The sequence below is a fragment of the Streptomyces sp. NBC_01525 genome (genome assembly GCF_045040405.1).
Classification (GTDB): Bacteria; Actinomycetota; Actinomycetes; order Streptomycetales; family Streptomycetaceae; genus Streptomyces; species Streptomyces benahoarensis.
Map to the genome: position 1 here is coordinate 2,651,102 of NZ_CP109397.1, position 22,102 is coordinate 2,673,203.

Annotated in this window: 15 protein-coding genes, 1 tRNA gene and 1 pseudogene; 10 read left to right on the top strand and 7 right to left on the bottom strand. The window is 72.7% G+C overall.

What is annotated here, in order from left to right; genetic code table 11:
- Positions 1-5 precede the first annotated feature (5 nt).
- A complete protein-coding gene (locus tag OG422_RS11685) occupies positions 6-539 on the top strand; it encodes a chloramphenicol phosphotransferase CPT family protein (RefSeq protein ID WP_405742523.1) in 534 nt (177 codons plus the stop codon).
- Positions 540-614: 75 nt separating this feature from the next.
- Here the strand turns inward: OG422_RS11685 and mfd are convergent, their stop codons facing one another.
- The 5 genes from mfd to OG422_RS11710 all read right to left on the bottom strand — a co-directional run bounded on the left by mfd (position 615) and on the right by OG422_RS11710 (position 10,464).
- Positions 615-4,172, bottom strand: a complete 3,558-nt coding sequence (gene mfd / locus OG422_RS11690) for a transcription-repair coupling factor (protein WP_405742525.1) — start codon at positions 4,170-4,172, stop codon at positions 615-617.
- Positions 4,173-4,443: 271 nt separating this feature from the next.
- Positions 4,444-5,508, bottom strand: coding sequence for a cellulose-binding protein (locus OG422_RS11695; RefSeq protein ID WP_405742527.1), 1,065 nt, complete (start codon positions 5,506-5,508; stop codon positions 4,444-4,446).
- A gap of 162 nt (positions 5,509-5,670) precedes the next feature.
- Positions 5,671-6,738, bottom strand: coding sequence for an LCP family protein (locus tag OG422_RS11700; protein ID WP_405742529.1), 1,068 nt, complete (start codon positions 6,736-6,738; stop codon positions 5,671-5,673).
- Positions 6,739-6,853: 115 nt separating this feature from the next.
- Entirely contained in the window at positions 6,854-9,481 is a 2,628-nt protein-coding gene (locus OG422_RS11705) for an SUKH-4 family immunity protein (protein ID WP_405747740.1), read from the bottom strand.
- 5 nt (positions 9,482-9,486) lie between these two features.
- Positions 9,487-10,464 carry an SMI1/KNR4 family protein gene (locus tag OG422_RS11710; protein ID WP_143944120.1) on the bottom strand — a complete coding sequence of 326 codons (978 nt, stop codon included), beginning with the start codon at positions 10,462-10,464 and terminating at the stop codon, positions 9,487-9,489.
- A gap of 293 nt (positions 10,465-10,757) precedes the next feature.
- Between OG422_RS11710 and OG422_RS11715 the strand changes: the two genes are divergently transcribed.
- The gene (locus OG422_RS11715) at positions 10,758-11,270 is read left to right on the top strand and encodes a YwqJ-related putative deaminase (RefSeq protein ID WP_143945709.1); all 513 of its coding nucleotides are present in this window, start codon (positions 10,758-10,760) and stop codon (positions 11,268-11,270) included.
- 8 nt (positions 11,271-11,278) lie between these two features.
- Entirely contained in the window at positions 11,279-11,818 is a 540-nt protein-coding gene (locus OG422_RS11720; protein WP_405742532.1) for an SUKH-3 domain-containing protein, read from the top strand.
- A gap of 325 nt (positions 11,819-12,143) precedes the next feature.
- Here OG422_RS11720 and OG422_RS11725 read toward each other — a convergent pair whose 3' ends face one another.
- Positions 12,144-13,586, bottom strand: a complete 1,443-nt coding sequence (locus OG422_RS11725; RefSeq protein WP_405742534.1) for a sensor histidine kinase — start codon at positions 13,584-13,586, stop codon at positions 12,144-12,146.
- A gap of 54 nt (positions 13,587-13,640) precedes the next feature.
- Between OG422_RS11725 and OG422_RS11730 the strand changes: the two are divergent.
- The 7 genes and pseudogenes from OG422_RS11730 to OG422_RS11760 all read left to right on the top strand — a co-directional run.
- Positions 13,641-13,967: pseudogene (locus OG422_RS11730) on the top strand (hypothetical protein); the annotation flags it as partial.
- A 26-nt stretch (positions 13,968-13,993) separates the two neighbouring features.
- Positions 13,994-14,065, top strand: a tRNA-Gln gene (locus tag OG422_RS11735).
- 175 nt (positions 14,066-14,240) lie between these two features.
- Positions 14,241-15,683 (top strand): bifunctional UDP-N-acetylglucosamine diphosphorylase/glucosamine-1-phosphate N-acetyltransferase GlmU, encoded by a 1,443-nt coding sequence (glmU, locus tag OG422_RS11740; RefSeq protein WP_349628728.1) that lies wholly within the window; start codon positions 14,241-14,243, stop codon positions 15,681-15,683.
- A gap of 71 nt (positions 15,684-15,754) precedes the next feature.
- Positions 15,755-16,729, top strand: a complete 975-nt coding sequence (locus OG422_RS11745) for a ribose-phosphate diphosphokinase (RefSeq protein WP_143944145.1) — start codon at positions 15,755-15,757, stop codon at positions 16,727-16,729.
- A 252-nt stretch (positions 16,730-16,981) separates the two neighbouring features.
- A complete protein-coding gene (locus OG422_RS11750) occupies positions 16,982-17,566 on the top strand; it encodes a 50S ribosomal protein L25/general stress protein Ctc (RefSeq protein ID WP_405742536.1) in 585 nt (194 codons plus the stop codon).
- Between the two features lie 151 nt (positions 17,567-17,717).
- On the top strand, positions 17,718-18,305 hold the full coding sequence (pth, locus tag OG422_RS11755) for an aminoacyl-tRNA hydrolase (protein WP_405747742.1): 588 nt from the start codon (positions 17,718-17,720) through the stop codon (positions 18,303-18,305).
- A gap of 178 nt (positions 18,306-18,483) precedes the next feature.
- Positions 18,484-18,927, top strand: coding sequence for a hypothetical protein (locus OG422_RS11760; RefSeq protein ID WP_405742538.1), 444 nt, complete (start codon positions 18,484-18,486; stop codon positions 18,925-18,927).
- A 153-nt stretch (positions 18,928-19,080) separates the two neighbouring features.
- Here the strand turns inward: OG422_RS11760 and ppc are convergent, their stop codons facing one another.
- Positions 19,081-21,870, bottom strand: a complete 2,790-nt coding sequence (gene ppc / locus OG422_RS11765; RefSeq protein WP_405742540.1) for a phosphoenolpyruvate carboxylase — start codon at positions 21,868-21,870, stop codon at positions 19,081-19,083.
- Between the last annotated feature and the right edge of the window lie 232 nt (positions 21,871-22,102).

The window sequence follows — 22,102 nt, forward strand, 5'->3', positions numbered from 1 at the left end:
GCCCGATGGCCCCCCAGATGATCATTCTCAACGGCGGTTCCAGCTCCGGCACGTCGTCGCTGGCCCGCGCCCTCCAGGACGTCCTGCCACGCCCGTGGCTGACGTTCGGCGTCGACAGTCTGGTCGAGGCGCTGCCGCCGGGACTGATGGACGACCCCGACGGCCTCGTCCTCGGCCCGGACGGCTCGGTCACGCCCGGTGCCGCCTTCCACGCGCTCCAGGACAGCTGGCGGCACGGCGTCGCCGCGGTCGCCCGCGCCGGGGCGCCCGTCATCCTCGACGAGGTGTTCCTCGGCGGCGGCGAGGGCCGCCGCGCCTGGGAGCGCGCGCTGGGCGATCTGCCCGTCCTGTGGGTCGGCGTCCGCTGCGACGCCGCCGTCGCCACCGCCCGCGAACGCGCCCGCCCCGACCGCGTCCCCGGCATGGCCGCCGCCCAGGCGTCCCTCGTCCACCGCGGGATGACGTACGACATCGAAGTCGACACCGGCCGCCGCACGGCGCAGGAGTGCGCGCGGGAGGTGGCGGAGCGGGCGGGGTGACGGGCGGGCCGGAGACCGCGGCCGGGCCCGGCGGCGCACCGCCGCCTCCGGCCCGTACGCGAACGTCCGCCCCGCTCACGCCCCCAGGATCGTCGTCAGGAACTCCCCCACCCACGCCAGGAGTTCCCGGCCGACCAGCGGCTTGCCGCCGATCCTGCCGGTGGTGGGACGGGGCACCAGCACCTGGCGGGTGGCCGGTTTGAGGATGGAGCGCGGGTGGAGGCGCTTGAGGCGCAGCTCCTGGGACTCGCGCAACTCCACCGGCCCGAAGCGGACGCTTACGCCCTGGAGGGTGATGTCGCTGACGCCGCAGGCCCGCGCCAGCATCCGCAATCCGGCGACCAGCAGCAGATTCTCCACCGGCTCGGGCAGCTTGCCGTAGCGGTCGGTCAGCTCCTCGCGGACCGCCGCGATGTCCTCCTCGCTCGACGCCGCCGCGATGGCCCGGTACGCCTGGAGGCGCAGCCGCTCGCCGGGCGCGTAGTCGTGCGGGACGTGCGCGTCGACCGGCAGCTCGATCTTGACCTCCAGCGGCGGCTCCTCCGCTGCTTTACCGTCGGCACCTTCGATCGACGCACGGTAGTCGGCGACCGCCTCGCCGACCATCCGGATGTAGAGGTCGAAGCCGACGCCCGCGATGTGGCCGGACTGCTCGCCGCCGAGGAGGTTGCCCGCGCCGCGGATCTCCAGGTCCTTCATCGCGACGTACATACCGGCGCCCATCTCGGTGTGCTGCGCGATCGTCGCCAGCCGCTCGTGGGCGGTCTCCGTCAGCGGCTTCTCCGGCGGGTAGAGGAAGTAGGCGTAGCCGCGGCCGCGGCCGCGGCCCACCCGGCCGCGCAGCTGGTGCAGCTGGGAGAGGCCGAAGTTGTCGCCGCGTTCGACGATGAGGGTGTTGGCGTTGGAGATGTCGATGCCGGACTCGACGATCGTGGTGGAGACCAGCACATCGAACTTCTTCTCCCAGAAGTCCACGACGACCTGCTCCAGGGCCTGTTCGGACATCTGGCCGTGGGCCGTCGCGATGCGCGCCTCCGGCACGATCTCGCGCAGCCGCGCCGCCGCCCGGTCGATGGACTCGACACGGTTGTGGATGTAGAAGACCTGGCCCTCGCGGAGCAGTTCACGGCGGATGGCCGCGCCGATCTGCTTCTGCTCGTACGGCCCGACGAAGGTGAGCACCGGGTGGCGCTCCTCGGGCGGGGTGGTGATCGTCGACATCTCGCGGATGCCGGTGACGGCCATTTCGAGGGTACGGGGGATGGGCGTCGCGGACATCGTCAGCACATCGACGTTGGCGCGGAGCTTCTTCAGCTGCTCCTTGTGCTCGACGCCGAACCGCTGCTCCTCGTCGACGATGACGAGGCCGAGGTCCTTGAACTTCGTCTCGGAGGAGAAGAGGCGGTGGGTGCCGATGACCATGTCGACGGCACCGTCCTTGAGCCCTTCGAGGGTCGCCTTCGACTCGGTGTCGCTCTGGAAGCGGGACAGCGCCCGGACGGCGACGGGGAACTGTCCGTACCGCTCGGTGAAGGTGCCGTAGTGCTGCTGGACGAGGAGGGTCGTCGGGACGAGGACGGCGACCTGCTTGCCGTCCTGCACGGCCTTGAAGGCGGCGCGGACGGCGATCTCGGTCTTCCCGTAACCGACATCGCCGCAGATCAGCCGGTCCATCGGGACGGACTTCTCCATGTCCTCCTTGACCTCGGCGATGGTGGTGAGCTGGTCCGGTGTCTCCGCGTACGGGAAGGCGTCCTCCAGCTCGCGCTGCCAGGGGGTGTCCGGGCCGAAGGTGTGGCCGGGCGCGGCCATCCGCGCGGAGTACAGCTTGATGAGGTCGGCGGCGATCTCCTTGACCGCCTTCTTCGCCCGCGCCTTGGTCTTCGTCCAGTCGGCGCCGCCCAGGCGGTGCAGCGTCGGGGCCTCGCCGCCGACGTACTTGGTGACCTGCTCCAGCTGGTCGGTGGGGATGTACAGCCGGTCGCCGGGCTGGCCGCGCTTGGCGGGCGCGTACTCGACGAGGAGGTACTCGCGGGTGGCGCCCTGGACGGTGCGCTGCACCATCTCGATGTAGCGGCCCACGCCGTGCTGTTCGTGGACGATGAAGTCGCCGGCCTTGAGGGTCAGCGGGTCGATGGTCTTACGGCGGCGGGCCGGCATCCGGCCCAGCTCCTTGGCGGCGGCCTTCTGCCCGGACAGGTCGGTCTCGGTGAGGACGGCGAGCCGCAGCTCCGGGTCGAGGAAGCCGGTGTCGAGGGAGCCGCAGGCGACATGGACGACGGACGGCGCCAGCTCCGTCAGCTCCGCGTCGAGGCGGGCGGCGATACCCTCCCCGCCGAGCACCTCGACGGTGCGGGCGGCGGGGCCGTGGCCCTCGGTGACGTAGACGGTGCGCCAGCCGTCGGCGAGCCAGCCCTTGGTGTCGGCGAGGGCGCGGGCGGTGTCGCCGCGGTAGGCGTCGGGGGCGTGCATCCCGAGGGTGAGGGTGTCGCCCGCGTCGGGTGCGGTGGCCTCATCGGCGGCGAACTGGCTGACCGACCACCACATCATGCCCAGCTCACGGGCGTGGGCGCGGACGTCGGCGATGCCCCACAGGGACGCCGCGCCGAGGTCGATGGGCGCCTCTCCCCCGCCGGCGCTCGCCGCCCAGGATGCCTGGAGGAATTCCTGGCTGGTGGCGACGAGGTCGGCGGCGCGGGTGCGGACCCGCTCCGGGTCGCAGACCACGGCCATGCTCCCGGCGGGCAGCACGTCCAGCAGCAGCTCCATGTCGTCGACGAGGACCGGCGCGAGGGATTCCATGCCCTCGACGGCGATGCCCTCGGCGATCTTGCCGAGGAGTTCGCCCAGCTCGGGGTGGGCCTCGGCGAGGGCGGCGGCCCGCTCCCGCACGGCGTCGGTGAGCAGCAGCTCCCGGCACGGCGGCGCCCACAGGCCGTGCTCGGCGACCTCCAGGGACCGCTGGTCGGCAACCTTGAAGTAGCGGATCTCCTCGACATCGTCGCCCCAGAACTCGATGCGGAGCGGGTGCTCCTCGGTGGGCGGGAAGACGTCCAGGATGCCGCCGCGGACGGCGAACTCGCCGCGCTTCTCGACCAGTTCGACGCGGGCGTACGCGGCGGCCGCGAGCCCGTCGACGACCTCGCCGAGATCGGCGCTCTGCCCCGTGCGCAGGCTGACGGGGACCAGGTCGCCGAGCCCCTTGACCTGCGGCTGGAGCACGGAGCGGATGGGCGCGACGACGACGGAGACGGGGCCGGTGGCCGGGTCGTCGGGGCTGGGGTGGGCGAGGCGGCGCAGCACCGCGAGGCGGCGGCCGACGGTGTCCGAGCGGGGCGAGAGCCTCTCGTGCGGCAACGTCTCCCAGGAGGGGAACTCCGCGATGGTGTTCTCCTGGCCGGCCGGGACGAGGGTGCGCAGCGCGGCGGCGAGGTCCTCGGCCTCCCGGCCGGTGGCGGTGACCGCGAGCACCGGCCGCCCGGCGTCCCGGGCGAGCGCCGCCACCGCGAAGGGGCGGGCCGCGGGCGGGCCGACGAGGTCCACATGCGGGCGGTGGCCGTCGGCCCCGGCCCGCACCGCTTCGGCGAGCGCCGGATCCTTGACGACGGCGTCGAGCAGACCAGCAAGGCTCATGAGAGGTTCCGTCCCAGCGAGGCGAACAACGCGAACAGCCCGGCGCGTCGATCGGGCCGGGGCGGTCCCCATGTCGAACGGGCCGGGGTTGCCCACCTTACGCCCGACCGGTGACAGGCCGCCGCACGAGCGGACGGGCTCCGACCACCGGGCGGGCTGTCCCGCCCGCCGCCTCCGCACCCCGCCGTGCGGGGCGGCGTCACCCCGCCGTACGGGTCGGCCCGGCCCGCCGTGGAGCCGGACCGGCTCACGTCGTACGAGCCGGAGCAGCTCACGTCGTCCGCGGCAGCTCCGTCTCGATGGTGTCCTCGTCGTCCGGGTTGACGGTGGTGCGCAGATCACCGGCTGCGGGGCCGGTCGTGGGGCCCGCGGGGCCGTCCGGGCCCGGGGCGGCCGCCTCCGGGACGCCGGCGTCGCCCGGTGCGGCCGTACCGTCCCCGTCCGCCCCCGCCAGATCCCCCGGATCCTTGCCCGTCAGGGCCGCGAGGCTGTTGCGGACATGGGTCATGTGGGAGCGCAGCTCATCGCGCTCCTCCTGGTGCTCGCGCAGGATGCGGGCGGTGACCCGCTCGACGCGTTCGACCTCGACGTCCGCCTGGGCCAGCAGCTCGGCGGCGCGGGCCTCGGCGTCCTCCTGCCGGTGGCGCGCGGCCTCCTCCGTCTCCGCGTGCCGCCGCTCCGTCAGGGCCACGACCTCCCGGCCGTGCTCCTCCAGCTCCGCGATCCGGCGGGCCGTCTCCGCCTCCCGCGCGGCGATCTCCCGGCCGCACTCCTCCCACTCGTCGGCCTGCCGCTGCTCGGCGTCGGCCAGCGTCGCGGCGGTGCGGCGCCGCATCTCCTGGAGCGCCTCGGTGGCCTCCTCGCGCCACTGGGCGGCGTCCTTCTCCGCCGCCCCCACCCGCGCCGCCGCGTCCGCGTGCGCCGCGTCGACCGCCCGCTGCCCGCGCCCCTCGGCGTCCTTGCGCCGGGCGTGCGCCACCTCGTCGGCCGCCTCCCCGGTGTCGCACGCGTACGCCACCGTCGCCTCGCGCAGCTCCTCGGCGGCCCGCTCCGCGTCGGCGCGCAGCCGCGCCGCCTCGGACTCGGCGGTGGTGAGGATCAGCCGGGCCTGCTCGCCCAGGGACTCGTACGTCTGCGGCGGCATCGTGGCGACGTACGCGCGCAGCTCCACCAGCTCCGCCGCCAGCTCCTCGGCCGCCTCGGTGAGCTGTGCGACCCGCTCCCAGCACGAGTCGCGGTCCACGGTGAGGCCCGCGACGCGGCGGTCCACCTCGTCCGGGCGGTAGCCGCGTCCGCGTACGGTCACGAAACCCTGCGGCGAAACCGACGCACTCATCCTCAAGCCCCTCTCCGGCGCGCGCACCGTCACGCCCTCCGCGACGGTGCGCCGTCCAGACCGCTGTGTCCGGCCGACGCGCCGTCCCGCACTCGTCTCTCCGGAGCGGCCCGAACCGCCCATAAGGCGGCAGGTGGGCCGCTCCCACCCCAACAGGATGCGTCAATTGGTGACAGAAGTCGGAATTGGATCATCCCTGCGGAGCGCCTGGAACAGCAGCCGGGCCCTCGGCGTGTCCCACAACAGCACATCGCCCGCACCGCTGACACTCACCCCGGGCCGCGCCACCGGCACCGTCACCGCCCGGCCCGCACCGCCGGTGATCTTCCGCATCGACCAGCCCAGGTCCCACAGCTGCCGCATCCCGGCCCCGTCGTCCACCCGGATCGCGGCGAGCGTGGTGCGCGCCACCGGGACCGGGCGGGACGGATGGAGCAGCATCCCGGTGCCCAGCATCCGGTCCGCCACCGCCGCCATCAGCTGCCGCTGCCGCTTCACCCGTCCGAGATCGCCCTGCGGATCGCTGTAGCGGGCCCGCGCGTACGCCAGCCCCTGCCGCCCGTCGACGTGCTGGCACCCGGCCCGGAAGTCCGCGCCCGACCGGGCGTCCTTCAGCGGTTTCTCCGGGCAGATCCGTACCCCGCCGAGCGCGTCGACGACCTGCACCAGGCCGAGGAAGTTCACCTCGGCGTACCGCTCGATGCGCAGCCCCGTGGCCTGCTCCACGGTGCGGGTCAACAGCTGCGGCCCGCCGTCCGCGTACGCCTCGTTGATCTTGCGGCGGCCGTGGCCCGGCACCGGTACGTAGCTGTCGCGCGGCAGGCTCACCAGATACGGGCCGTGGACGCCGGTGTGCAGCACCATCACCGTGTCGGTGTTCCGCCCGCCGTCGTTGCCGACGTGCAACTCCTTGCGCTGCTGCGCGGTGAGCCCGGCGCGGCTGTCGGAGCCGACCAGCAGCCAGTTCGTGCCCGCGCCCGCGGCCGGGCGGCCCGGGTACGTGCCGATCGCCGGGACGTGCCGCACCTGCCCGCCGGCCCAGAGGTACAGCGCCGCGGCCCCGGCGACCAGCAGCACCACCACGACCAGCAGCGCCGGCAGAATCCGGCGCAGCCACCGCCGGGGCCGCCGACCGGTCCCGGCGGCCCTGTCGGCGCCGCGCCTGCCGCGCCGCCCGGCGCGGTAGGTCGTCGCGGACGGCGGTGGCGGCTCCTGCCCGAGCTGCTCCATACCGGTATGGTCCGCGCGCCGGGCGACTCCCGCAGCCCGAGCGGTACCGCGCACCGCACGGCGAAGGGCCGCTCACCCCCGAAACCGGTGGTCAGCGGCCCTTCCATGACGCTGCTTACAGCAGCCCGTCCCACATCTGCTCCAGCAGCACCGACCACCACGTCTCCGGCGAGCCGAGCGCCTGCGGGTCGAGCGCCACCAGTTGCGCCTGGAAATCGACCGTCCAGCGGCCCGCCTGCTCCGGGGTCAGCCCGTACCGCAGCCGCCACATCCGGCGCAGCATCGCCAGGCAGCGCGTGAACTCCGGCAGCCCACTGTTGACGAACTGCGCCGCCGCGGGCTGCCCGCCCGGCGCCCCCTCCAGCGGCACCGCCACGATGTGCGCCGTGCCGTACTGCACACACAGCTGCCGCCCGAAGTCGTTGCCCATCACCAGGTACGAGCCCGCGTCAGCCGACGGCTGCACCCCGCGCTCCGCCGCCAGCTCCGCCAGCGTCGGCACCGGACGGCCCGGCTGCGCCTGCGCCCAGAAGAACGGCCCGAAGTCGACCGGCAGCCCCGCCCAGACCAGCATCTGCGCGACGACCTCCGGCACGCCCTGCCGGGAGACCGCCCGCTGATCGAAGCGGAACAGCGCCTGCGGCCCGAACGCCTGCTCCAGCTCCTGCCCGATGACCTGCGGCGGCGCTGGGGGCACCGGCTGCACCTGCGAGGGGTGCGGCAACGGCGCCCGCACCGGGGCGGGCCGCGCCGGACCGTCCGCCACCTGGTGCAACTCGCCCTGGTGCTCGACGAGATGACGTACGCCCTGCTGCCGCGAGGCGTGGTCACGGCCGTACGCGGCGGTGTGGCTGATCCGCACCTGCGGCCAGGTGTCCCGGACCAGCCGGGCGCAGTAGCCGCCCGGCACCTCACAGCACTCCAGCTCGGTGTGGAGCTCCAGGACCTGCTGCGGCGGGATGTTCATCCCCCGCAGCTCGTGCAGGAGTTGCCACTCCGGGTGCGGCGTACCGGGCGCGGACCGGCGCACGATCTTCTGCTCGGACCCGTCCGGCGCGCGGTAGCTGAGCACCGCCATGTAGCCGGGCCCGACCGTCGGCACCCCGCTGGGCGCCTGCGGATAGCCGTACGCGCCGGGGGCGCCCTGCGGCGGGGCGGCGGGACCTGCGCCCTGCGGCGGAGCGGGCGGCGGGGCGGCCGGGCCCGGGCCCTGCGGTGCACCGGGACCACCGGCCGGGCCGGGACCCACCGGACCGGGCACCGCCGCGCCGGACGCCAGCATCGTCGCCGCCGCGTGCACACCACCACCGGCGCCACCGGCCGAGGGCACCGGCGGAGGCGGCGGCGGACCGTCCGGACCCGCGCCCGAACTCCCGCCCGTACCACCGGACTTGGGGGCACCGGGCGGCTTCGGCGCACCGGGCGGGCCGGGCGGCGGCGGCACGCCGGGGCCGCCCGCGCCGGGGCCACCGGCCGCCGGATCGGGCAGCGCGGCACCGGACGCCAGCATCGTCGCCGCGGCATGCACCCCGCCCCCGGCCGCGCCGGAACCGGCCCCGCCCGGCGCACCGTCGGCCCCGTCCACCGCGCCCAGGTCCAGACCCCCGCCGTCCAACTGCGAGACCAACTGCGTCGGTACGTAGCCTCCGGCGGGCCCGCCCGTACCGCCGGAAGCGGCCTTCTCCGCACCGGGCACCCCGGGAGGCGGCGGCGGACCGGCCGCGTCGGCGGGCACCGCGGCACCCGCGGCCAGCACCGTCGCCGCCGCGTGCACACCACCACCGGCGGCGGGCGGCGCGGGCGGACCGGACGCGGCGGGCGTGGCGCCCTGCGGCGGCGGCACCTCGGCGACCGGCGGGCCGGACGGCGGCGGCAGATCCGCCAGCCCCCGCCCCGCGGGCGGCGCCGACGGCATCGGCGGCACCGGCCCACCGGCCGCCGCACCCACGCCACCGGACGCACCGGAGTCACCCGCCGCACCCGCACCGGACGCCCCGTCAGCCCCCGGCGTACCGGACGCGCCCTCGGACGCCTGCCGCTCGGCCGCCGGGGCGACCTGCGTACGCGGCAACTGACTGCCGCCCCGCAGCAGCTGGGTCTGCGCCTCGGGGCTGTTCCGCGGCGCGACGGCGTCCGCCCCGTCCTCCTCGCCGACCTCGTCGAGACCGGCCAGCGGCGGCGCGAACACCGTCTGCGGCGGCGCCACGGACCGGTCGTCGTCCTCATCCGCCCCGGGACCGCCACCGGCCCCCGGCGTCACATTCACCCCGGCCCAGGCATCGGCCGCGCTGTCCCCACCGACCGGGCCACCGGCCGCGGGAGCGGACGCGGGGGCCGCAGCGGGCACATCCACCACAGCCGCCCCTCCGGACGTCCCGGCGCGCGCATCCGCCGCCTCCTGCAACCACTCCGGCGGCGTCAGCAGGAACGATGTCGCCTCCAGATCGATCCGCGGCGCCACCACCGCCGCCGGACGCGCCGCCGCCGCGCCGTACTCCTCCTCGTACCGCCGGATCACCTCACCCACCGGCAACCCCGGCCACAGCGTCGTCTCCCCGCTGTCCCGCGCGATCACCAACCGGCTGCGGCCCCCGTCGGACCCCGGACCGTCCTCCCGGTCCTCCGCCCACGCGACGAACCCGAGGTCGAACTCCCGCACCCGCACCTCACGCTGGAGCTGCGCCGGTACGTCGCCGTTGACCCACAGCTCCGCACGCTCCTGCGCCTGCGCGAACGTCACCACCGCGCTCACCCCTCCACCGGGACGACCTGCGCGAAGCCACCGTCCACCATCAGATTCGCCACCGTCTCCAGCTCCGGCGGATTCCCCGCGAGCCGCTCCAGGAACGCGTCGAAATCCGCACCGCACGGCAGCAACAGCCGCTCCGCCCGCTCCTGCACCGTCCACCCGTCCCGGTCCCGCGCATCGTCGTACGGGCAGAACCACACCGAGCCCACGTCCGCGCCCCGCACCTTCACCGCGAGCAACCCGCCCTGCGCGAACGCCACCCCCAGATAGTCCTTGGTCAGGTGATCACGCAGACACTTGTTGACATAGACCAGATCGTTCACCGCCGCGTCATCGCGCACCGTGAAGAACGGCTGGTCCACCAGCAGCCCCAACTCCGCATCCAGGCCCACCCCCACCGGCGCACAGCCCCCCGCCGCCTTCAGGAACGACCGGTACGCACCCGGCAGCCGGCACCCCAGCGCCTCCTCCGCCTGCGCCACCTGCTCCTCGCCCACCGAGATCCCCCGGTGCGCCAGCCCGAAGTGCACCGGACGCGTCTCCTGCAACGGCCGGGTGCCCCGCTTGTCGTGCGCCACCGCCGCCGTCGCCAGCCCGCCGTGGTGCCGCAGCAACGCCTTCACCTCGACGGGAACCAGCTCCAACCGCCGCGTCCCCGCGACGTGATGCCACGTCCAGCCGTGCGGCGTCGCCACCGCCGGACCATCCGCCCACAGCTCGTGCCGCCGCGCATGCATCGCCGCGTTCGCCGACACGTAGTCCGTCAACCGCAGCTCGTCGACACCGAAACCCTCCGGCGGCTCGGCGATCTCCACGGCCGCCCGCGCATACGGCGTGAACGACGGAAAACCCCGCCCGTCCATCCGCACCCCCGCGGGGTGCCGGGCGGCACGGACCGGATCCGGGAAACGCACGAGCTGCCCGGCATAAGCGGTGTTCGGTGGCGCGGCATGCTGCCCGAGCCGACCTGTCGTCATCGCGGTGCCCCCTGGCTGAATCTGGCTACTGCGCACAGCCTATGCCGTACCGCAAGGGCGACCGCAGGTACCGGACGCCCTCCGCACCGCCCCGCCGAACCCCTACAAACGCCACCGCCCCCGCCACCACGCCCCACCCGTCACACCTACCCCAACCAGCCCTCTTACCCCACCCGCAACACACTGTCACCCGGCCGTGACGCCCTCCACGGCATGCCCGACTACCGGAACACCCGGGACATTTGGCAGGCTGACCCCCGCAACCGGGGGGTTTGCAGGGAGGGAAGCACCGTATGAGCACCACGGCACACCACACCGCCGCCACCGGCGACCCCCGCATCGGCTGGAGCGGCACCGCCGATGACGGGCACACCCCCACGCTCCGCCACCGCCGCGACGGCATCCTCCCCACCGTCGGCGCCGCCCTCTCCGTCCGCGGCGCCACCCTCACCTCCACCGCGAGCAAGGCCGAACAACCGCCCCCGCTCCACCCCCTCGTCCAGGACTTCCTCGACGCCCTCTCCACCGCCCAGCGCGAACGGTTCACCGGCCGCTGTCCCGAAGCCGTCCTGCTCTCCCGCCACCTCACCGCCGTCGAGAGCAACCGCGGCAAACGTGCCTCCCGCAAACCCCTCACCAACGGCGAAGCCCGCCGCTCCCTGAAACACTCCAAGATCACCGCCCGTCACATCCGCGAGGACGGCGACCCCCTGCACGGCAGCTACGCACCCCCCTGCCGCTCCTGCGACGCGCTCCTCGCCCACTTCGGCGTCATGCCCATCGGCAACACGCCCGCAGGGAGCTGACCACCACCGTGCCCGCCACCGACCCCCGCGACCGCGCCGGCTCCACCCGCTTCCCCCCGGCCGTCGACGTCGCCCTCCAAAAAGCCGGCTGGACCCCCGGCCGCTGGGACATCAAGCACGCCGAACACTGGGCCGACACCCTCCGCGACCACACCTCCCCCGCCGGCCACCGCCACACCGTCTTCCCCGCCGCCGTCGAGGCATGGGCCGAATTCGGCGGCCTCCACCTCACCGGCCCCGGCCCCGGCCGCCACATCGCCCCCACCCCCTTCACCATCGACCCCCTCCACGGTCTCCACCTCGCCCGCACCCTCGGCGACCTCGGCCGCGCCCTCGACACCGACGTCTCCCCCCTCGGCCGCGAGGAACTCAGCGGCACCCACACCGCCGGACACCCCCAGGCCCTCCTCGCCATCGACACCGAAGGCCGCGTCTACAGCCTCGACCACACCGGCGACTGGTACCTCGGCCCCACCATCGACCACGCCCTCAACACCCTGATCCTGGGCACACGGCCGAGCCGCCTGGTACGACCAGAAGGGTCCTGACCTGGGGCTTCACACCCCGGCCGCCACCCAGCCCGAGCCGCTACGGATACGACTCCTACGGCGATGGAGGGCGTACGGCCATGAGGAGGGGCGGGGCCTCATAGGCGTACAGATCCCTCGCCGGGGCGCGCTCAAGCGGCGGCCACGCACTGACGACCGGGACGCCAACGACGGCGTCGGGCGGGCCGCCCCCGACCGGCGGGCGGCGAGCGGCGAGCACACGGCAGGCAGGCGGCGAGCACGCGGCAGGCGAGCGGCGGGCGGCGGGCGAGCGGCGAGCACGGGCAGGCGAGCGGCGGGCGGGCAACACTTCGAGCCCCCGACCTCACCCCCCGGCGGCCACCCCACCACCGGAAGCCGCCCCGGCACCCGCACCCGAAGCCGCCCCGGCCACCGGCACCACCGCCGACACCCGGAAACCCCCCGCATCCGTCGGACCGGCCACGAACGCACCCCCCAGCGCCGTCACCCGCTCCCGCATCCCCACCAGACCGTTCCCCCCGCTCGGCAACCCCGCCGGAGCCGCCGCACCGTCCGACGGACCGTTCTCCACCTGCACCGCGACCTCCGCCACCCGATGCGCCAACCGCACCCGGGCCCGCGCCCCCGGCGCATGCTTGTGCACATTCGTCAGCGCCTCCTGCACCACCCGGTACACGGTCTGCTCCACCCCTGTCGCATACCGCCCCGGCACACCCGCGCCCTCCACACCGTCGACCGACAACACCACCGCCATCCCCGCCGCCCGCGACTGACCCACCAACTCCGCCAGCTCCGCCAACGACGGCCCCTCGGCCTCAGCCCCCACGGCCGCCGCACCCGGCACCGGCGCCTTCACCCCCGCCTGCGCCGCCGCCTTCGACGCCACCGCCGCCAACCGCTCCGGCTCGCCCGACACCCCCGACACCGGACGCCCACCGGCCCCCTCCGCCGTCCGCAGCACCCCCAACATCTCCCGCAACTCCGTCAACGCCTGGCGCCCCATGTCCCCCACCAAACCCGCGTTCCGCGACGCCTTCTCCGGATCCTTCAACGCCACCGCCTGCAACGCCGCCGCATGCACCACCATCAACGACACCCGGTGCGCCACCACGTCGTGCATCTCCCGCGCGATCCGCGTCCGCTCCTCGTTACGGGCCCACTCCGCCCGCTCCTCCGCACGGTCCGCCAACAGCGACAGCTCACGCTCCAAACCGTCAGCCCGCTCCCGCAGGCTCTCCACCAACCGCCGCCGGGCCCCCACATACAGCCCCCACAGCACCGGCGGCGCCGTCACCACCAGCCCCATCGCCACCGACATCACCGGCACGAACCACAGCGGCGGCTGGAAATCCGGATCCGCCGCCACCTCCTGCCGCAGGTTCAGGAACGTCGACACCAACGTCCCCGCCACCGTCATCCCCGCCAGCAACGCCGTCGTCCGCCGCGGCGTATCGGACGCCGCCAGCGTGTAGAGGCCCACTACCCCCAACAGCACACCCATGTCCGCCGGCGTCACCGCGATCGACACCAGCACCACGACCACCGGCCACCGCCGACGCACCAACAGCACCGGCCCGGCCACCAGCCCCAGCAGCATCCCGACCGGCCCCGGCAGCCCCACGTCGTCCGAGAACGACGCGCCCTCCACCACGCACTCCAGCGTCGACAGCAACGCCAGCACCACGTCCAGCACGGCACTGCGCCGCCGGGCCCACCACCACGACCCCCGTGCGGGCGCGGCACGCACCCGCGCTCCGGCCTCTCCGTCTGCCCCCGTAGCGCTCATGCCGACCAGCCTACGGGCGCCCACCCCGGCCCCCCGAAGAGCGCACGTGCACGTTCCAGCGACCCCGACGTGATCACGGTCCACCTGGCGTGGCTGAAGCTGCTGGGCATCGAGCCCCAGGGCCTGCGCTGCCACGTGATGATTCACGAGTCGGCCGATGTCCCGGCCGCCGAGCGCCACTGGGCCGACCTGGCCGGAATCGACGTATCCGCCCTCGGCAGGACAGCGCTCAAGAAGCACCACCCCAAGACCGTGCGCAAGAACACCGGAGAGGGCTATCACGGCTGCCTGGTGATCCGAGTCCTGGGAGGCGCTGACCTATACCGTCGCATCGAAGGCTGGTGGTACGGCATAGTGTTGGGAGCGAAGCAGCCGAGCTGACGAAGCGTCCGTTTTAGCCGTTTCGTTCCCCTGTGGTGTAATTGGCAGCACTGTGGCTTTTGGTGCCATCTGTCCGGGTTCGAGTCCTGGCAGGGGAGCAGAGCAAAGTTCGGGTCCCGACCGACAGGTCGGGACCCGCATGCGTTTCTCCAGGAATACGCCCCGGTATCCTTCGGATGTCCACCACCCGAAGTAGCCAAGAAGCCGAAGGGCACCTCCGTGAGCGCCAACCTTCCTCCCGTTCTCGGCTCCGCTCGGACGGGGGAGACCCCACTGGCGGCCGTCGTCGTTCTCGCCGCGGGTGAGGGAACCCGCATGAAATCGGCGACCCCCAAGGTCCTCCACGCGATCTGCGGGCGGTCTCTCGTCGGACACGTCGTCGCCGCCTCCCGCGAGCTGGACCCCGAGCACCTCGTCGTCGTCGTGGGCCACGCACGCGACCAGGTCCGGGCACACCTGACCGAGATCGACCCGTCGGTCCGTACCGCCGTGCAGCACGAGCAGAACGGCACCGGGCACGCCGTGCGGATGGGCCTGGAGGAGCTGACCGCCGGCGGTGCGGCGCTGGACGGCACCGTCGTGGTGGTGTGCGGAGACACGCCGCTGCTGACGGGCGAGACGCTGCGCCGCCTCAGCGAGACGCACGCCGCGGACGGGAACGCCGTGACGGTGCTGTCGGCCGAGGTGCCGGACGCGACGGGGTACGGCCGGATCGTGCGGGACGGCGCGAACGGCGCGGTGACGGAGATCGTCGAGCACAAGGACGCGAGTCCGGCACAGCGGGCGATCCGGGAGATCAATTCCGGGGTGTTCGCGTTCGATGCGCGGTTGCTGGCCGAGGCGCTGGGCAAGGTGCGGACGGACAACAGCCAGGGTGAGGAGTACCTCACGGATGTGCTGGGGATTCTGCGGGAGGCCGGGCACCGGGTGGGTGCGGCGGTGGCCGGGGATCACCGGGAGATTCTGGGGATCAACAACCGGGTGCAGTTGGCGCAGGCGCGGCGACTGCTGAACGAGCGGTTGTTGGAGCGGGCGATGCTGGCCGGTGTGACGGTGGTGGATCCGGCGTCGACGTGGGTGGATGTGACCGTCGGCTTCGGGCCGGACGCGGTGGTGCATCCGGGGACGCAGTTGCTGGGTGCGACGCGGGTGGCTTCGGGCGCCGAGGTGGGTCCGCATTCGCGGCTCGCGGACACGGTGGTGGGTGAGGGCGCGGTGGCGTCGTTCACGGTGGCCGAGGGTGCTCAGATCGGTGCGGGGGCGTCGGTGGGTCCGTATGCGTATCTGCGTCCGGGGACGGTGCTGGGGGCGAACGCCAAGGCCGGTACGTATGTCGAGATGAAGAACGCGTCGATCGGTGAGGGGACGAAGGTGCCTCATCTGTCGTATGTGGGGGATGCGACGATCGGTGAGTACACCAATATCGGCGCGGCGAGTGTTTTCGTGAATTACGACGGTGAGGCGAAGCATCACACCACGGTCGGTTCGCATTGCAAGACGGGGTCGGACAACATGTTTGTGGCTCCCGTCACGATCGGGGACGGCGCGTACACCGCGGCGGGTTCGGTCATCACCAAGGATGTGCCCCCGGGTTCGTTGGCGGTCGCGCGTGGCCAGCAGCGGAATATCGAGGGTTGGGTCGCGCGTAAGCGGCCCGGGAGCGCCGCCGCGCAGGCCGCTTCTTCCGCTCGCCAGGAGTCCGAGGGCGAGCGCTGACCGTGCTGGGGTGCGCCGTGCGGGGCGTACCGTGTTGAGCGCACGCAAACAGGAATTCGAGGAGATTTGCTGTGACCGGGATCAAGACGACCGGCGAGAAGAAGCTGATGCTCTTCTCCGGCCGCGCACACCCCGAGCTGGCCGAGGAGGTCGCGCACCAGCTGGGTGTCGGCCTGGTCCCGACGAAGGCGTTCGACTTCGCCAATGGTGAGATCTACGTTCGCTATCAGGAGTCGGCTCGTGGCGCGGACTGCTTTTTGATTCAGAGCCACACGGCTCCGATCAATAAGTGGATCATGGAACAGCTGATCATGATTGATGCGTTGAAGCGGGCTTCGGCCCGGAGCATCACCGTGGTCGTGCCGTTCTACGGTTATGCGCGTCAGGACAAGAAGCACCGTGGCCGTGAGCCGATTTCGGCGCGGCTGATCGCGGATCTGATGAAGACGGCGGGTGCGGACCGTATCGTCACGATCGATCTGCACACGGATCAGATCATGGGCTTCTTCGATGGTCCGGTGGACCATCTGTTCGCGCTGCCGGTGCTGGCGGATTACGTGGGCGCGAAGGTGGACCGGAACAAGCTGACGGTGGTGTCGCCGGACGCGGGCCGGGTGCGGGTGGCGGACCGGTGGTGTGACCGGTTGGGTGCGCCGCTGGCGATCGTGCACAAGCGGCGTGACAAGGACGTGGCGAATCAGGTCACGGTCCATGAGGTCGTCGGCGATGTGAAGGACCGGGTGTGTGTCCTGGTCGACGACATGATCGACACGGGTGGCACGATCTGTGCGGCGGCGGACGCGTTGTTCGCGAACGGTGCGGCGGATGTGATCGTGACGGCGACGCACGGTGTGCTGTCGGGTCCGGCGGCGGACCGGCTGAAGAATTCGAAGGTGAGTGAGTTCGTGTTCACGAACACGCTGCCGACGCCTTCGGAGCTGGAGCTGGACAAGATCACGGTGCTGTCGATGGCGCCGACGGTGGCGCGGGCGCTCCGTGAGGTGTTCGAGGACGGTTCGGTGACGAGCCTGTTCGACGAGCAGTGAGGCGCCGATCGGCGATGCGCTGATCGTTGCGTTGATGCCGGTGGTGGCCGGTTGCCGGGTTTTCCGGTGGCGGTTTCGGTGCTGGTGATCGACTTTGGGGCGGCCTCCCGGCCGGGTAGACTCATGGAGTTGCTCGGCGAGGGAGGCCGCACCTGTGTGTGCGGTGGGTCCGTAATCGACGCGCTCTTCGTAGCAGGTCTGTCGTGGGCCGGGTAACGGTCAGCGGTTTCCTGAGATACGAGGAGTGCAGTCATGGCTGAGGTCAAGCTCACCGCCCAGGTACGTACCGATTTCGGTAAGGGTGCGGCGCGTCGTGCGCGTCGTGCGGAGCTGGTTCCCGCGGTGATTTACGGGCACGGTGCGGAGCCGAAGCACGTGGCGATCCACAACCACGCGCTGATGATGGCGCTGAAGACCCCGAACGTGCTGCTGCGTCTGGACGTGGACGGCAAGGACGAGCTGGTCATCCCCAAGGCGGTGCAGCGTGAGGCCATCCGTGGCTTCCTGGTGCACGTGGACTTCCTGTCCGTGAAGAAGGGCGAGAAGGTCACCGTCGAGGTGCCGATCGTGACCGAGGGCGACCTGGCTCCGGGTGCGAACCTGCTGGAGCACCTGCTGAACACGCTGCCGATCGAGGCCGAGGCGACGCACCTTCCGGAGTCCGTGACGGTGTCGGTTGCTGGTCTGACCGCGGGTGACACGGTGCTGGCGAAGGATGTCGTGCTGTCGGCCGGTTCGTCGCTGGCCGTCGAGGACGACGTCGTCGTGCTGCAGGTCGTCGCGGCGCAGGCCGAGGCTGCCGCGGAGTCGGCCGAGGGTGCTTCGGCCGAGGGCTGATCCGTCGCCCCTGCCGTCCGGTAGGGCGTTTTCCAACCGCCGCCGCGCGCCTTCGGGTGCGGGGTGGCGGTTGGGTTGTTTTGGTGGCCCGTGGTGTGGCGGGCCGGTCGGGTGCTCGGTGTGGTGCCGGGCGGATGCGGGAGTGGTGGAGATGGCGGAGGCCGGGCCGTGGCTTGTGGTGGGGCTGGGTAATCCGGGTCCGGAGTATGCGGGCAATCGTCACAATGTGGGGTTCATGGTGGCGGATCTGCTGGCGGAGCGGATGCGGGGGAAGTTCAAGGCGCACAAGGCGCGGGCGCAGGTGGTGGAGGGCCGGGTGGGTCCGCCGGGTCCGGGGAGCCGTCGGGTGGTGGTGGCCAAGCCGATGTCGTTCATGAATCTGTCGGGTGGTCCGGTGTCGGCGCTGCGGGATTTCTACAAGGTGCCGGTGGAGCGGATTGTCGCGGTGCATGACGAGTTGGACATCGATTACGGTGCGCTGCGGTTGAAGCTGGGGGGCGGCGACAACGGGCACAACGGTCTGAAGTCGATCACGAAGTCGTCGGGTGCGGAGTATCACCGGGTGCGGTTCGGGATCGGGCGGCCGCCGGGGCGGATGCCGGTGGCGGATTTCGTGTTGAAGGATTTCGGTTCGGCGGAGCGTAAGGAGCTGGACTACTTCGTGGATCGTGCGGCGGACGCGGTGGAGACGTTGGTGCTGGAGGGGTTGGAGCGGGCGCAGAGTTCGTACAACTCGTGAGGTGAGGGCGTGGGTTGGGGCCGGGGGGCGGCTCGGCTGGGGGCGTGGGGCCGTCACCGGAGGTTGACCGGGTGTGGGGCCATGGCCAAGGATCCCGGGCATGTCCAGAGGGAGTGTGCGGTCCAGGCCGGTCAAACGCAGTCGTACGCGGCGGGCGGGTGAGAGTGCCTTCGGGGTGATGTTGCTCGTCCGGAACGGGCTGCTGGTGCTGGTGGCGTCGGTGTTGCTGGTGGCGGGCGGGTGGACGTCGTGGGGGTCGGCGCAGTACGCGATGGGGGTGTCGGGGCGGGAGCACGGCACGCTGACGGTGGCGTCGTGTGACGACGAGCGGTGTGCGGGGCCGTTCGTGCCGGAGGGTGAGGGCCGGCGGCGGGCGCGGGTGTCGCTGGTGAAGGCGGCTTCGCCGGGTGTGGGTGAGCGGGTCACGGTGGCGTTGCGGCCGGATGGTGAGCGGGCGGTGCGTACGGGGGCGGCCGGGGCCTTGCATGCGTGGGTGCCGTTCGCGGGGGCGTTGTTGCTGGCGGCGCTGGTGGTGGCCGGTGGGCTGCGGTGGCGGCGTACGGCGTGGGGGATGGGCCTGTGCGGGGTGGCGTTGTTCGTGGGGGCCTGGGTGGCGTTGTAGGCGTACGGGGCGCGGCTTCGTCACGGAGGTCGCGGGGTGCGCGTACGGCGTTCCCGGGCTCGTCGCGGACGTGGCGAGGCAGATGTGCGGAGAAAGGCGGCGGCCCGCTCCCCGAGTCGGGGGCGGGCCGCCGTGGTGTGTGCGGGGTGGTGCTCAGCCGGTGTTGCGGAGGCCGGCCGCGACGCCGTTGACGGTGAGGAGCAGGGCGCGGGCGAGGACGGGGTCGGCCTCTTCGCCGCGGGCGGCGGCCTCGCGCTGGCGGGCCAGGAGAGAGACCTGGAGGTAGCTGATCGGGTCGAGGTAGGCGTCACGGATGTGGAAGGTCTGGCGCAGGACGGGGTTGGAGTCGAGGAGTTCGCTCTCGCCGGTGACGCGGAGGACTTCCTGGACGGTGAGGGCGTGTTCGGCCTTGATGGTGTCGAAGACGTGCCGGAGCTCGTCGGGGACGAGGGTGTCGACGTAGTGCTGGGCGATCCGCAGGTCGGTCTTGGCCAGGGTCATGGTGACGTTGGACAGGAAGTTGCGGAAGAAGTGCCAGTGGGTGTGCATCTCGTCGAGGACGGTGTCGAGTCCGGCCTCGCGGGCGGCCTTGAGGCCGGTGCCGACGCCGTACCAGCCGGGGACGATCTGGCGGGACTGGGTCCAGCCGAAGACCCACGGGATGGCGCGGAGGCCGTCGAGTCCGGCGCCGGAGTCGGGCCGCCGGGAGGGGCGGGAGCCGAGGTGGAGTTCGGCGAGCTGGTCGACGGGGGTGGCGGCGAAGAAGTACGCGGGCAGGTCGGGGTCGTCGACGAGGCGGCGGTAGGCGCCGTGGGCGGCGTCGGAGACGGTCTCCATGGCCGCGTCCCAGCGGGAGAGCGCTTCGTCGGACTGGCGGGGTTCGGTGTGCAGGGCGGATGCCTGGAGGGTGGCCGCGACGGTCAGTTCCAGGTTCTCGCGGGCGAGGGAGGGGACGAGGTACTTGTCGGAGATGACCTCGCCCTGCTCGGTGACCTTGATCTCGCCTTCGAGGGTTCCGTAGGGCTGGGCGAGGATCGCGTCGTGGGAGGGGCCGCCGCCGCGGCCGACGGTGCCGCCCCGGCCGTGGAAGAGGCGGAGGCGGACGCCGTGGCGGTGGGCGACGTCGCGCAGCAGCCGCTGGGCGCGGTGGATCTCCCACTGGCTGGTGGTGATGCCGCCGAACTTGGAGGAGTCGGAGTAGCCGAGCATGACCTCCTGGACGTCGCCGCGGAGGGCGACGAGGCGTCGGTAGGAGGGGTCGGAGAGCATTTCGTCGAGGAGCTGGTCGGCGATCTTCAGCTCGTCGGTGGTCTCCAGGAGCGGGACGATGCCGATCTTGGCCCATCCGGCGTGCAGGTCGATGAGGCCGGCCTCGCGGGCGAGGACGGTGGCGGCGAGGACATCGTCGGAGCCCTGGCACATGGAGATGATGTACGACTCGATGACCTCGGGGCCGAAGGTCTTCTTGGCCTTGAGGACGGTGCGGAAGACGCCGAGGGTCTTGGCTCCGGCCTCGTCGAGGGGGGCGGGGCTGGGGGCCAGGGGGCGGCGGGAGCGCAGTTCCTTGGCGAGCAGCTTGCGGCGGTATTCGCGCGGCATGTCGACGTAGCGCCAGGATTCCTCGCCGAGGCGGTCGAAGAGCTGGCCGAGGGCGTGGTGGTGGGCGTCGGCGTGTTCGCGGACGTCCATGGTGGCGAGCTGGAGGCCGAAGGCGGCGAGGGTGCGCAGGGTGCGCTCCAGGCGGCCGTCGGCGACGAGGGAGCCGCGGTGGGCGCGGAGCGACGTCTGGATGAGCGCGAGGTCGTCGAGGAGTTCGGCGGTGCCGAGGTAGTCGCGGCCGGGGACGTGGGGGGTGTCGGCGGCGAGGCGGTCGCGGGTGTTGAGGAGCTTCTGGCGGATGCAGGTCGCCTTGAGGCGGTAGGGCTCCTCGGCGTTGAGGCGCTTGTAGCGGGGGCTGATCTCGGGGAGGAGTTCGAGGTCGTGGCCGAGGGAGGTGAGCAGTTCCTCGGTGGCGCCGCTGTTGCGGATGGAGTTGGAGAGGGCGCCGCGGAGTTCGTCGATGTGCTCCAGCGCGTCGGTGATGCCGTGTTCGTGCTGGAGGATCAGGACGTCCCAGGTGACCTGGGGGGTGACGTTGGGGTTGCCGTCGCGGTCGCCGCCGATCCAGGTGCCGAAGGTGAGGGGGCGGGTGCCGGAGGGCAGGGGGGCGCCGACGCGTTCGAGTTCGGCGGCGAGGTCCTCAAGGACGTCGCCGACGGCGCCGCGGCCGAGTTCGTCGAGGTAGTAGATGGCGTTGCGGGCCTCATCGGTCGGCTCGGGGCGGGCGACGCGGAGTTCGTCGGTCTGCCAGATGAGGTCGATGCTCTCGGCGAGGCGGAGGTCGGTGCGGCGGCGCTCGGTGGGGTCGGTGTGCTCCAGCAGTTCGGCGATCTTGCGGAGCTTGGTGAGGACGGAGCGGCGGGCGGCCTCGGTGGGGTGCGCGGTGAAGACGGGGCGTACGCCGAGGTGGGCGGCGGTCTCCCGCAGGTGCTCGGGGTCGGCGTCCTTGAGCATGTCGGCGGTGCGGCTGAGGATGCCGCCTTCCGCGGCGCGGCGGGCGCGCAGCTCGCGGCCGCGGTGGACCTGCTCGGTGACGTTGGCGAGGTGGAAGTAGGTGGAGAAGGCGCGGACCAGCTTGGCGGCGGTGGCCAGGTCCGTGTCGCCGAGGAGCCGGGCGGCGGCCTCGCCGTCGGAGCGGGTCAGGGCGCGGACGCGTTCGACGAGGTCGAGGAGTTCGGACCCTTCCTGGCGGACGAGGGTTTCGCCGAGGAGGTCGCCCAGGCGGCGGATGTCGGCGCGCAGGGCGGTGTGGTCGCCGTTGTCGCTGGTCGTGCCCGGCCGGTCCGGCCGGCTGCTTCCGGGGGCGCTGATCTCGGCGGCGGAGGTGTTGTCGGCGCTGCTCACAGGTGCGGCTCCTTGCGGCGATCTGGGCGGGGCGTCGTGCCGTACCGGTCCGGGGCCTGTGCGGTCCCGGGGCGCGGCGGGCGACGGCCCGGGAGGTGCGTCGCTTCGCGGCTCCTTCTTGCGGGTGGGGCGCGGGCGACGGGGTGCACGTCCGGGCTTGTGGGCGGGTTGCGGACCGCGCTGTCCGACGCCCACCAGGATAGGTCTCCCGTTCGGAGGGTGGTCACACCGT